The organism is Mycolicibacterium sphagni (genome assembly GCF_002250655.1).
Classification (GTDB): domain Bacteria; phylum Actinomycetota; class Actinomycetes; order Mycobacteriales; family Mycobacteriaceae; genus Mycobacterium; species Mycobacterium sphagni.
The window spans coordinates 88,784-101,569 of the sequence record NZ_NOZR01000024.1 but is presented as its reverse complement, the minus strand read 5'-3'; the positions used below and the strand labels follow the sequence as shown (position 1 = coordinate 101,569).

Sequence of the window (12,786 nt, the reverse complement as noted above, 5' to 3'; positions counted from 1 at the left end):
GTTCACTCGACACCGGCAACCCACGTCCGATTGCAGCCCGAGGCCTTCGGCCCCGAGTCAGCCCCCATACCGTCTAGTACGGAATGCGCCACTCACCGCTTAACGGTTCCCCTTACTGCCAAGAGAGGGAGCGCGATCACGCCCGGTACAACGAACCGTAGGACGAGTTTGAATCGCTTGAGCTACCGGGGTGAAAAGATTAGCCGATCCAACCAGCGATAGATCTGATTGCGCGTTGATCAACAGAGCAGTTCCGAAACTTGGCTGCGGCCCATTTCGACGGAATTACGCCAAGCGACATCGTGCACCTGCCCTACCTCTATCTGCTCGACATCCTCTGCAATCCCGATCGCCACCGAAAGAGCCTTGCCCGACGTCCTGCTGACTAAACGGCTGGTGACACACATCGATTGACGCGTGTTTCCGCCGCTTCTACAGTCAGCGTGCGTGTGGTGACAGGAATCCGGTGAGAGTCCGGAGCGGTCGCGCCACTGTGAGCACTCGATCGGTCGATGGGTGTGAGTCAGATACTGCGCCACGCGTACTCGTTATCCGCATTTGGGGACGCGAAATCCCCGGAGGGAGTTGTTGATATGCCTGCATTCATGGGGCCGCGCCAGTGCGTGGTCCGCGTGGCGACATGAGCCACGAGAAGGCCGAGTGGACTCGCCGCGCTATCGACGTCATGACAGCGTGGTCGGCCGGTCACTGCGACTCTCGATTCGCCGCCAAGCGCGTCGCGGCCTACGCCGGCGAGGAGCCTGACGGCGCGATGAAACTCGCGGTGGGCTTCATCAACCTGTCCGCGATGTTGCTGACTGAAGTTGAGCAGCTGTCCGGCACCGATGCGACAACCATCCTGCAGGACATTGCGAGGTTCACTTTCGAACTGTCCCCGGAAACCTGAGACACCCGCCCGCAGGCCGGTATCTGTGCCGCGATAGTCACCGCGGAGTACTCTGAGCAGCGCAACTGGTCTGTGGTGGCCTCCTGGTCATCACATCGAGCGGAACATGCTGATCTAGGTGTGACGTGAGAGGGAACCCGGTGAGAATCCGGGACTGTCCCGCAGCGGTATGCAGGAACGACCGCCGTCAACGGCACTGGTCTTCACGACCGGGAAGCGACGGCCATTAGGTGCACCGATCCGGTGCGCGCCTGCGAGTCCGAAGACCTGCCAGTCGTGCTGGGTGCGCCGCGCCCAGCGGCGCATCGCCTCGTGGAATGGGCGGAGGTCAACCAGCGGTCACGCGATCGCACTGGCAGACGTCCTATGGCGATGAGCATCCCGTCGCATCAGAAGGACGCTGTCCGTGCCTCGTACCGTTTCACCATTCACCGCAACGACATTGGGGGCCCCTCGTATCGGCCCTCACCGCGAACTCAAACGCGCCATCGAGGGTTATTGGGCAGGCCGCATCGATAAGGCCCAGTTGGAATCCGTCGCCGCCGACCTGCGCGCGCAGACCTGGAATCAACTGACCGCAGCAGGGCTGGACTCCATCCCGGTCAACACGTTCTCCTACTACGACCAGATGCTCGACACCGCGGTGCTGCTGGGCGCCCTGCCCGGCCGATACACCGACCTCACCCACGAGTTGGATCGCTACTTCGCGGCCGCGCGTGGCACCGCCGAGATTGCTCCGCTGGAAATGACCAAGTGGTTCGACACCAACTACCACTACATCGTCCCGGAGATCGGTCCCTCGACACAGTTCTCGCTTAATCCGGCGAAGGTCGTCGCCGAACTGGAAGAGGCGCAGGAACTCGGGATCGCCGCCCGCCCAGTCATCATCGGGCCCATCACGTTTCTGGCGCTGTCGAAGGCGGTGGACGGAGCCGAGCCGCCGATCGGTCGGCTGGACGAGCTCATCGCCGTATACGCAACCCTGCTCGCCACGTTGGCGAATCACGGCGCGGAGTGGGTGCAGATCGACGAGCCGGTGCTGGCCACCGACATGCTCGACGACGCAGCCGATCTCGCCCGGCACGCGTACAACGTCCTCGGTGACCTGTCGTATCGTCCGGCGATTTTCGTGGCGACCTATTTCGGCGAGCTCACTGACGCGTTGCCGGCACTGGCCGCAACCCCGGTTGAGGCCATCGGCATCGACCTGGTAGCCGGCTCGGCGTCCACGGTTGCCGTTGTCCCGGAATTGGCCAACAAGACCGTCGTCGCCGGCGTCGTCGACGGCCGCAACATTTGGCGCACCGACCTCCAATCCGCGCTCGGCACGCTGGCGTCGCTGCTCGGCTCGGTGGCTCATCTGGCCGTGTCCACGTCGTGCTCGACACTGCATGTCCCCTACGCGCTCGACGCGGAGCCGGATATCGATGCGGTGCTGCGGAGTTGGCTGGCCTTCGGCTTCGAGAAGGTGACAGAGGTCGTCGCACTGGCGAAAGGCCTCACGCAGGGCCGAGAAGCCATCGCCGGTGAGGTGGCGGCGTCCAACGGTGCGATCGCGTCACGGACGTCCGACCCTCGGCTGCACAACAACGACGTCCGGGAGCGGCTGGCATCGATCTTGGCCTCCGGCCTCACCCGCGGCCAGGCTGCCGATCGACGGAAGAGCCAGGACGCCCGACTGAACCTGCCCGTGCTACCGACCACGACCATCGGGTCCTATCCGCAAACGGTCGAGATCCGCAAGGCCCGTGCGGCATTGGTGGCCGGGGAGATCGACGACACGGAGTACACCAACCGGATGAAGGCCGAGGTCGAATCGGTGATCCGGCTGCAGGAGCGACTCGGCATCGACGTCCTGGTGCACGGCGAACCGGAACGCAACGACATGGTGCAATACTTCGCCGAGCAGCTCGAGGGTTTCTTCGCCACAGCCAACGGCTGGGTGCAGTCCTACGGCACCCGGTGCGTGCGCCCGCCGATCCTGTTCGGCGATGTCGCACGGCCCAAGCCGATGACAGTCGACTGGGCCACCTATGCGCAATCGCTGACCGATAAACCCGTCAAGGGCATGCTGACCGGCCCCGTCACCATCCTGGCGTGGTCGTTCGTCCGCGACGACCAGCCGCTGGCCGATTCCGCCAATCAGGTGGCGCTGGCGATCCGGGACGAGACGGTGGATCTGGAAGCCGCCGGTATCGCGATCATCCAGGTCGACGAGCCGGCGCTGCGTGAACTGCTTCCGCTGCGGCGCAAGGACAAAGACGCCTACCTGGACTGGGCGGTGTCCGCGTTCCGGTTGTCCACGTCAGGTGTTGCGGACGCTACCCAGATCCACACCCATCTGTGCTACTCCGAGTTCGGTGAGGTGATCGGTGCGATCGCCGACCTCGATGCCGACGTCACATCGGTGGAGGCCGCGCGTTCACACATGGAGATCGTCGGAGATCTCACGGCGGCGGGCTTCGCCAACAGCATCGGGCCCGGCGTCTACGACATCCACTCGCCAAGGGTGCCCAATACCGGCGAGATCGCCGACGGTTTGCGTGCAGCGCTCTCAGCTGTGGGTCCGGAGCGATTGTGGGTCAACCCGGACTGCGGCCTCAAAACCCGCAAGGCCGATGAGGTCGAGGCTGCGCTGCGCAACATGGTCGAGGCCGCCAAACAGGTCCGCGCCGACGCCTGATCTCCAGACACGTTGTGCCCCAGGAACCTCCTGGGGCACAACGTGACCCACCTCAAGATCGGAGAGCGCCTGATGCCCCTGAACACCATTGCCCTGGAATTGGTGCCACCCAACATCGACCGGGGTGCAGAGCACGCCCGCGACGAGGCACATAAGGTCCTGCAGTTGTCGGTTCAAGCGGGCATCGCGGGACGGATCGGTCACGTCATGATCCCCGGCATGATCCCCGAGGACGACGACCGTCCGGTCGAGATGAAACCCAAGCTCGACGTGTCGGACTTTTGGTCGATGATTCATCCCGAGCTCCCCGGCGTACATGGATTGTGCACGCAGGTAACCGCGTTCCTGGACGAGTCGACACTGCGGGAGCGACTCACCGGGCTCGGGCAGGCCGGCTTCGACGGAATCATCTTCGTGGGTGTCCCCCGAACACTGAACGACGGCGAGGGCGGCGGGGTCTCGCCGACTGACGCCCTCTCGAAATTCGATGACCTCGTGAAGAACCGGGGCGTCATCCTGATCCCGACGCGCGACGGCGAGCTGGGCCGCTTCGATTTCAAATGCGACCAGGGCGCCACATTCGGGATGACGCAACTGCTCTACTCCGATGCGATCGTGGGATTTCTGCGCGAGTTCGCCCGATCCAGCGACCACCGGCCCGAAATCCTGTTGTCCTTCGGTTTCGTACCGAAAATGGAGAACACGGTCGGCCTGATCGATTGGCTCATTCAGGACCCGGGCAACGAAACCGTTGCCGCGGAGCAGGAATTCGTTCGGACACTTGCCGCACGCGAGCCCGATGCCAAACGGCGCTTGTTGTTGGATCTGTACAAGCGGGTCATCGACGGTGTGGCCGACTTGGGGTTCCCGCTGAGTCTGCATTTCGAAGCGCCCTATGGTGTCTCGAAGCCGGCCTTCGACACCTTCGCCGAGATGCTGGCCTACTGGGCACCAAAACCGTGACCGGCACCCGGCTCCGCGCCACTCCGATGCGCGTCATGGGAATCGTCAACGCCACTCCCGATTCCTTCTGGGCGAAAAGCAGATTCGAGACGCTGGAGCGAGCAGTAAGCGCGGGGCGGCAGATGTTCGACTCCGGTGCATGGGCTGTCGACATCGGCGGTGAATCGACCAGGCCCGACGCCGACCCTGTCTCGGTGGCCGAAGAGCTCGCCCGGGTCATACCTGTTGTCGCGGAATTGGTTCGGTTCGGCGTCGCCTCGGTCGATACTCGGCATGCCGAGGTCGCCGAAGCCGCGGTCGACGCCGGCGCCCGGATCGTCAACGATGTGTCGGGCAAGCTCTATGAAGTGGCCGGCCGCCTCGGCGTCGGCTACGTCAGCATGCATTCCCACACCGTGCCGGTGGTCGCCGGGGTCTATCCCAGCTACGGCGACGTCTGCACCGACATCACGGCCTTCGTCACGGACACCGCCCACGCCGCCGTCGATAGTGGCGCCTCCCGCGTGTGGGTTGATCCGGGGATCGGATTCGGGAAATCTCCCGCCGACAACGTGCGGCTTCTGCGCCACCTCCCTCAACTATGCGGCGGACCCTTCCCCGTGCTGCTGGGCGCCAGCCGGAAGTCGTTCTTGGGAGCCGTGACTGGGCGCGATGTAGACAATCGTCTCGCGGCCTCTCTGGCGGTCATCGGGCCGGCGTGGTCTGCTGGCGTGGACGTCATTCGAGTCCACGACGTGCCGGAGACGATCGACACCATCGCGATGCTGAATACGATCTGGGGCTGATGCCGGTGGACCAGTCCAGACCTACCGTCACCATGTGCCGTGGTTGCTGCTGCGGTACGACGAGAAAGCACCCCGGGTTCGATCACGACGCCCAGCTGGTACTCCTACGCGACCTGTTGCGGGGGGTAGCCAATTTTCGGATCACGGACTGCCTAGGACCCTGCGAGCGATCAAACGTCCTCGTGGTGTCCCCATCCAGAACAGGACATCAAAGCGGAGGACGACCGACATGGCTCGGGTTCGTCCTCGACGAAGACGCGGCGGCCGCCATCACCAACTGGCTGGGTGAGGGCGGCCCTGGCCTTACTCAACCCCCGGACAATCTGATGCGGTACCGGTTTGAGAGACCGAAAAGGCAGCGTCGACAGTCTGATTGACGGTCAGTTGACGACCACGAGCAGATCGCCACCTTCGACCTGGGCGGTGGCGGCGACCGCGACGCGCTTGACCGTGCCGGCCTTGGTGGCGGTAATCGCAGCCTCCATCTTCATCGCCTCGATGGTCGCCACGGTCTGGCCCGCCTCGACGGTGTCGCCCTCGACCACGGTCACGGTAACCACCCCGGCGAACGGTGCGGCCACGTGGTCGGGGTTGGTCCTGTCGGCCTTCTCCGATACCGGGACATCAGAGGCGATCGAGCGGTCTCGGACCACGACCGGCCGCAGTTGTCCGTTGATAATGCACATGACGGTCCGCATGCCGCGCTCGTCGGCGTCGCTGATCGCTTCCAACCCGATCAGTAATTCCACTCCGGGTTCCAGTTTCACCCGATGTTCTTCGCCGTGCCTCAGGCCGTAGAAGAACTGGTTCGCCGACAGCCGGCTGGTGTCGCCGAATTCCTCACGGTGCGCTTCGAACTCGGCGGTTGGCCCTGCGAACAGCAGATGATTGAGCATCGCCTGGCGCTTCGGTCCCGGCGCCGCCAGTACTGCTTCCTGCTCGGCGGTCAACTCCTGCTCCGGTTCCGCCAGGGAACGACCGTCGAGAGCCTTGGTGCGCAACGGTTCTGGCCACCCACCGGGTGGATCGCCCAGCTCTCCACGTAGGAACCCGATGACGCTGCCGGGGATGTCGTAGCGCGCCGGGTCTTGCGCGAACTCGTCCGCGCTGGCTCCTGCACCGACCAGCGACAGCGCGAGGTCCCCCACCACCTTGCTCGACGGGGTGACTTTGATCAACCGGCCCAGTACGCGATCGGCGCCGGCGTAGGCATTCTCGATGTCCTCGAACCGGTCCCCCAGTCCCAACGCGATGGCCTGCTGGCGCAGGTTGCTCAATTGGCCGCCCGGGATCTCGTGGGTATACACCCGCCCGGTCGGAAAAGCCGGTCCGGACGCCGCAACATCAAATGGCGCGTAGACCTTTCGCAGCGCCTCCCAGTACGGCTCCAGATCACATACCGCCGCCAACGACAGCCCGGTATCGAATTCGGTATGCGCCGCCGCAGCCACAATCGACGACAGCGACGGCTGGCTGGTGGTGCCGGCCAGCGGCGCTGCCGCCCCATCGACAGTATCGGCGCCCGCCGTCCAGGCGGCCACATAGGTCGCCAACTGCCCACCCGGGGTGTCGTGCGTGTGCACATGTACCGGCAGGTCGAAGCGTGACTTCAGGGCGGCAACAAGGGTTGCCGCCGCCGGCGCACGCAACAATCCGGCCATGTCCTTGATGGCAAGGACGTGGGCTCCGGCGTGGACGATCGATTCCGCCAGCCGCAGGTAATAGTCCAGCGTGTAGAGCTCCTCGTGCGGACTGCACAAGTCGCCGGTGTACGACATGGCCACCTCGGCGACGGTCGTGCCCGTATTCAGCACCGCGTCGATCGCGGGACGCATCGCATCAATGTTGTTGAGCGAATCGAAGATCCGGAAGATGTCCACACCGGTCTGCGCCGCTTCGTCAACGAACGCGTGGGTGACCCGCTCGGGGTACGGCGTGTAACCGACTGTGTTGCGACCACGGAGCAGCATCTGCAGGCAGATGTTCGGTAGTCCCTCGCGCAACGCCGCTAACCGATCCCAGGGGTCCTGCTTCAGAAATCGCAACGCCACGTCATAGGTAGCTCCGCCCCAGCATTCGACCGAGAGCAGCTCCGGCGTCATGCGGGCGATGTACGGTGCAACCCGCAGAAGTCCGCTGGTGCGCACCCGCGTAGCCAACAACGACTGGTGCGCGTCCCGAAATGTCGTGTCGGTGACGCCGACCTTCTTGGACTCCCTCATCCACCGCGCGAACCCGTCCGGGCCAAGAGCGGTCAGCCGCTGTTTGGAGCCTGGCGGTGCAGCCGCCGTCAGGTCGATATCGGGCAGCTTGTCGCGGGGGTAGACCGCCGAGGGCCGCGGTCCATGCGGCTGGTTGACGGTGACATCTGCCAGGTAGTTCAGGATCTTGGTGCCGCGGTCGGCGCTGGAGCGCGAGGTCAACAATTGCGGTCGCTCGTCGATGAATGACGTTGTGACGTGGCCGGACTGGAAGGCGGGATCGTCCAGAATAGCCTGCAGAAACGGGATATTCGTGGACACGCCTCGGATGCGGAATTCCGCTACTCCGCGTCGGGCCCGTCGGACCGCCGTGGCGAAATCACTTCCACGACAGCTGAGCTTGACCAGCATCGAGTCAAAATGGGCGGTGATGTCAGCGCCGACGTTCGTGCCACCGTCGAGACGGATACCTGCGCCACCCGGAGAGCGGTATCCGGTGATCCGTCCGGTATCCGGCCGAAACCCGTTCGCGGGGTCCTCCGTGGTGATCCTGCATTGGATGGCTGCACCGTGCATCCGGACTGTGTCCTGTGTAAGTCCGAGGTCCGCCAACGTCTCTCCGGCGGCGATGCGCAGTTGGGCGGACACGAGATCCACGTCGGTGATCTCCTCGGTCACCGTATGTTCCACTTGGATTCGCGGGTTCATCTCGATGAAGACATGGCGCCCTCGCTCGTCGAGCAGGAACTCCACCGTGCCCGCGCACGAGTATCCGATCTGGCGGGCGAACGCCACCGCGTCGTCACAGATCCGCGTACGAATACCCCGATCCAGATTCGGCGCCGGCGCCAGCTCGATGACTTTCTGGTGGCGGCGCTGCACACTGCAGTCCCGCTCGAACAGGTGAATGACCTCACCGGAACCGTCGGCCAGGATCTGCACCTCGATGTGACGGGGGTTGATCACCGCTTGCTCCAGGAACACCGTCGCGTCACCGAACGCCGATTCCGCTTCGCGCGAGGCGGCCTCGATGGCCTCGCGGAGATCGGCTGCGTCAGCGACGCGACGCATCCCGCGCCCGCCGCCGCCGGCGACGGCCTTGACAAACAGCGGGAATTCCATCGACGATGCAGCGGCCACCAGCTCGTCGACGTCAGCCGACGGTTCCGATGACGCCAGGACCGGCAGCCCGGCAGCCCGGGCCGCGGCGATCGCCCGGGCCTTGTTACCAGTGAGCTGCAGCACGTCGGCAGACGGGCCGACGAACGTGATACCGGCCGCAGCACACGCCGCGGCCAGTTCGGGGTTCTCCGACAAAAACCCGTAGCCGGGGTAGATCGCATCGGCGCCGCAGGCCAGCGCTGTCGACACGATCTGGTCGACGCTCAGGTACGCGCGAACCGGATGACCCTCTACGCCAATCTGATACGACTCGTCAGCCTTGAGCCTATGCAACGAGTTGCGATCTTCGTAGGGGTAGACCGCAACCGTGTCCACGCCCAGCTCGTAGGCGGCACGAAACGCGCGGATCGCGATCTCACCGCGGTTGGCAACCAGAACCTTGGAAAACACACGTCCCCTTCGAGCTGCGCTAGATGAGCGCGCGTTGAGGCTGGCCGGAGTATTCGGACAGCGGCCGGATCAACGCGTTTGACGCCGCCTGCTCCATGATGTGCGCGGTCCACCCGGTGATCCGACTCATCACGAACAGCGGTGTGAAGCTCGAGATGTCGAAGCCCATCAGGTAGTAAGCAGGACCGGTCGGGAAGTCGAGGTTGGGTTTGATCTTGGTGGCGGCGAACATGGAACTTTCCAGCGCGTTGTAGATGTCCATCCAGCGCTGGCCGTTGCGGGCCTCGACTACGCGGGTCAGTGCCGCCTTCATCGTCGGCACTCGGGAGTCGCCGTTCTTGTACACCCGGTGGCCGAAGCCCATCACCTTGTCCTTGCGGGATAGCTTGCCGTGCAACCATTCCGCAGCCCGGTCAGCCGACCCGATCTCGATCATGTCGTGCATGACGACCTCGTTCGCTCCCCCATGCAGCGATCCCTTCAAGGCTCCGATGGCAGCGGTCACCGCGCTGTAGATATCCGACTGGGTCGAAGTGACGACGCGCGCGGCGAACGTCGACGCGTTGAAGCTGTGCTCCGCGTAGAGGATCATCGACTGCTCGAATGCCTTGACGATCACCGGATCGGGCACCACGCCGAGACTCATCTGCAAAAAGTTCTCCGCATAGCTCAGATGGCTATGCGGTGCAATCGGTTCCAGCCCACGCCGGCGCCGGATATCCGCGGCGACGATCGTCGGGAGAACCGCGAACATCCGCAACGACTTGGCGTAGTTGGCGGCATGTGTGCTGTCGTCCTCGTCGGGGTCCTCGGCACCGAGATAGCTGATGGCGGTCCGCACCACATCCATCGGATGGCAGTTGTCGGGCAGCTTGGCCAGCAGGCCGAGCATGGAACGGTCGATACGCCGGGATGCACGTTCCCGTTGGGCGAAGAGCGCCAACTCCTGGTCGGTCGGCAGTTCGCCGTGCCACAGGAGATAGGCGACCTGCTCAAAGCTGCAGTGTGCGGCCAAATCTTGCACCGGGTAGCCGCGATACGTCAGCGAGTTGGTCTCGGGAACCACCTTGGAGATCGCGGTCGTGTCAACGACCACACCGGCCAACCCCTTGTGGATGGTGGGAGCACTCATGGTGTTACTCCTTGCAGCGCGAAGTTGTAGATATCGGAGTCGAACTGGTTGTAATCGGCGTAGCGCAGCAGTTCGTACAGCCTGCTGCGGTGTTGCATCTGGTCGAGCAGTCCTGCTTGCGTCCCGGCAGAATCGATCTCGCGCAATCCGACCTCGACGGCATGCATCGCCAGCCGAAGCGTGGTCACCGGGTAGATGACGACGTTGTAGCCGATGTCGGATAACTGGGCAGCGGTGAGCAGTTCCGACTTGCCGAACTCCGTCATATTCGCGAGCAACGGCGTGTCGACGGCTGCGCGGAACTGTTCGAAATCCAAAGGGGTGTAGAGCGCTTCGGTGAAGATCAGATCAGCGCCCGCTTCGGCGTAGGCCTTGGCCCTGTCGATCGCGGCGGGTACGCCTTCGATCCCGGCGGCATCGGTCCTGGCGCAGATGATGAAATTCGGATCGCGCCGCGCCGCAACTGCCGCCCGGATCCGCTTGACCATCTCGGAGGTCGGGACCACGGCCTTGCCGTCCAGGTGGCCGCACCGCTTCGGATTCACCTGGTCTTCCAGGTGGCAGCCGGCCAGGCCGGCATCTTCCAAGACCGTGACGGTGCGCGCCGCGCTCATCGGCTCACCGAATCCGGTGTCCGCATCGATCAACGTCGGTAGATCGGTGACACCGGCGATCTGGCCCCCGCGGGTGGTGACCTCGGTGAGGGTTGTCAGGCCGATATCGGGCAGTCCGAGGTCATTGGACAACACCGCACCGGACACGTACACCCCATCGAAGCCGATCTCGGCAACGAGCTTGGCGACCAGCGGGGAGAACGCTCCTGGAAAGCGAAGCAGCCGACCGGATTCCAGGCCACGACGAAACCGGGCGCGTTTGTCGGCGGGTGATGCCACCGCGCCGATGAGGCCGCCGGTCACGAGAAGATTCCCGCCGGTATGGTCGGTGCCTTGTCGAGCACCCGCGGATCGACCAACACATTGAGCCGGTCGACCTCGCCGGGCTTGAGGCCGGCCAACTCGCCGACCGTCAACAGGAAACGCTCCTGCTCGGCTTCTTCGACGACCCCCTCGGCCAATTCACTGAACTTGGCGACGTACTGGTCGCGTTCGAAGGGCCGCGCACCCAGCGGATGGGCGTCAGCGACGGCCAGCTCGTCGGAGATGACGTCACCGTTCTTGAGTGTCACTACCGCCTTGGCGCCGAACGCCTTCTCCGCGGGATCAGCGGAGTGATACCGGCGGGTCCACTCGGGATCCTCGACCGTGGAGATCTTGCGCCACAACTCGATGGTGTCGGGACGGTGCGCACGCTCAGGTGCGTAGGACCGTTCGTGATGCCAAGAGCCGTCCTGCAACGCCACCGCGAAGATGTACATCACGGAGTGGTCGAGGGTTTCGCGCGATGCGTCGGGATCGAATTTCTGCGGGTCATTGGAGCCGGTGCCGATCACGACATGGGTGTGATGGCTGGTGTGCAACACGATCGTGGCGATCTGATCGAGATCACCGATGCGATCCCGAAGTCGGCGGGCCAAGTCGATCGGCGCCTGGCTCTGGTATTCGGCGGAGTGTTCCTTGGTGTAGCTGTCCAGGATGGCGCGCTTGGGTTCGCCCGGTTTCGGCAGCGGCACCTGATAGGTGTGCTCGGGGCCCGACAACAGCCAGGCAATGACGCCGTCCTCGCCTTCCCAGATGGGGGCGGGCGAGCCCTCGCCGCGCATCGCACGGTCGACCGCTTCGATCGCGATCTTGCCGGCCAGGGCCGGGGCGTAGGCCTTCCAGCTCGAGATCAGTCCCTTGCGTGATTGGCGGGTGGCCGTGGTTAGGTGTAGTGCCTGCCCGAGGGCGTTGTAGATGGTTTGTGGGTCCAGACGCAACATGGTTCCCAGGCCGGCGGCCACCGCGGGTCCGAGGTGAGCGACATGGTCGATCTTGTGCTCGTGCAGGCAGATTCCCTTGACGAGATCGATTTGGACCTCGTATGCGGTGGCAATACCACGGATCAGGTCGGCGCCGCGGACGTCGAGATGCTGGGCGACGGCGACCAAAGCCGGGATGTTGTCACCGGGGTGCGAGTACTCGGCGGCCAGGAACGTGTCGTGGAAGTCCAGCTCGCGGACGGCGACTCCGTTCGCCCAGGCGGCCCATTCCGGTGAGACGCTCCCGGGGACACCGAAGACCTTGGCGCCGCTGCGCGCAGTGCGATGCGCGAGGGCCTGAGTGCGGGCCACGGTGACCGGCCGCCGGATGACCGAAGCCGCCGACACTGCGGCGTTGTCGATGATGCGGTTGATGACCATCGCTTCGGTTTCCGCCGGAACGGCCACCGGGTCGGCCGCCATTTCGGCGATCTTCCACGCGAGGTGTTCGGAGCGCGGGAACTCCTCGGCGCTGCGCCGGGTCCGGACGTCATGAAACTGCAAGCTCGACATGATTCGCACAGTACGCAGGCAGTCACAGACACAAAACCCACTGTAAATGCGTAATTTTGCGTCCTTTGTAGGGCCATGTTGCGGATCTTGCGAATTCAGCTCGCGGTAGGCT

8 protein-coding genes and 2 riboswitches are annotated in these 12,786 nt (G+C 64.3%); of the genes, 4 read left to right on the top strand and 4 right to left on the bottom strand.

Annotation, left to right across the window (positions count from 1 at the left end):
- Positions 1–433 precede the first annotated feature (433 nt).
- Positions 434–554: riboswitch (cobalamin riboswitch) on the top strand.
- Between the two features lie 86 nt (positions 555–640).
- From CG716_RS23620 to folP, 4 genes are all read left to right on the top strand, one after another.
- Positions 641–907 (top strand): hypothetical protein, encoded by a 267-nt coding sequence (locus tag CG716_RS23620; protein ID WP_094483562.1) that lies wholly within the window; start codon positions 641–643, stop codon positions 905–907.
- A gap of 67 nt (positions 908–974) precedes the next feature.
- Positions 975–1,196: riboswitch (cobalamin riboswitch) on the top strand.
- A 111-nt stretch (positions 1,197–1,307) separates the two neighbouring features.
- Positions 1,308–3,590, top strand: a complete 2,283-nt coding sequence (gene metE / locus CG716_RS23615) for a 5-methyltetrahydropteroyltriglutamate--homocysteine S-methyltransferase (protein WP_275987873.1) — start codon at positions 1,308–1,310, stop codon at positions 3,588–3,590.
- A 72-nt stretch (positions 3,591–3,662) separates the two neighbouring features.
- The gene (locus tag CG716_RS23610) at positions 3,663–4,553 is read left to right on the top strand and encodes a mycobacterial-type methylenetetrahydrofolate reductase (protein ID WP_094483561.1); all 891 of its coding nucleotides are present in this window, start codon (positions 3,663–3,665) and stop codon (positions 4,551–4,553) included.
- Positions 4,554–4,588: 35 nt separating this feature from the next.
- Positions 4,589–5,338, top strand: a complete 750-nt coding sequence (folP, locus tag CG716_RS23605; RefSeq protein ID WP_094483560.1) for a dihydropteroate synthase — start codon at positions 4,589–4,591, stop codon at positions 5,336–5,338.
- Positions 5,339–5,718: 380 nt separating this feature from the next.
- On the opposite strand, the gene CG716_RS23595 is transcribed toward folP, so the two are convergent.
- From CG716_RS23595 to prpD, 4 genes are read right to left on the bottom strand one after another with little or no spacing between them, the layout of a single operon-like run.
- A complete protein-coding gene (locus tag CG716_RS23595) occupies positions 5,719–9,111 on the bottom strand; it encodes a pyruvate carboxylase (protein ID WP_094483539.1) in 3,393 nt (1,130 codons plus the stop codon).
- Positions 9,112–9,130: 19 nt separating this feature from the next.
- The gene (locus tag CG716_RS23590; protein ID WP_094483538.1) at positions 9,131–10,243 is read right to left on the bottom strand and encodes a bifunctional 2-methylcitrate synthase/citrate synthase; all 1,113 of its coding nucleotides are present in this window, start codon (positions 10,241–10,243) and stop codon (positions 9,131–9,133) included.
- Positions 10,240–11,160 (bottom strand): methylisocitrate lyase, encoded by a 921-nt coding sequence (prpB, locus tag CG716_RS23585; RefSeq protein WP_094483537.1) that lies wholly within the window; start codon positions 11,158–11,160, stop codon positions 10,240–10,242. Before prpB ends, CG716_RS23590 begins: the two co-directional genes overlap by 4 nt.
- Positions 11,157–12,665 (bottom strand): 2-methylcitrate dehydratase PrpD, encoded by a 1,509-nt coding sequence (prpD, locus tag CG716_RS23580; protein WP_207760758.1) that lies wholly within the window; start codon positions 12,663–12,665, stop codon positions 11,157–11,159. The genes prpB and prpD overlap by 4 nt, the downstream gene beginning before the upstream one ends.
- Between the last annotated feature and the right edge of the window lie 121 nt (positions 12,666–12,786).

Coding starts and splice junctions, on each gene's coding strand:
- CG716_RS23620 (WP_094483562.1), top strand. CDS start 641: ATGAGCCACGAGAAGGCCGAGTGGACTCGCCGCGCTATCGACGTCATG.
- CG716_RS23610 (WP_094483561.1), top strand. CDS start 3,663: ATGCCCCTGAACACCATTGCCCTGGAATTGGTGCCACCCAACATCGAC.
- folP (WP_094483560.1), top strand. CDS start 4,589: ATGGGAATCGTCAACGCCACTCCCGATTCCTTCTGGGCGAAAAGCAGA.
- CG716_RS23590 (WP_094483538.1), bottom strand. CDS start 10,243: ATGAGTGCTCCCACCATCCACAAGGGGTTGGCCGGTGTGGTCGTTGAC.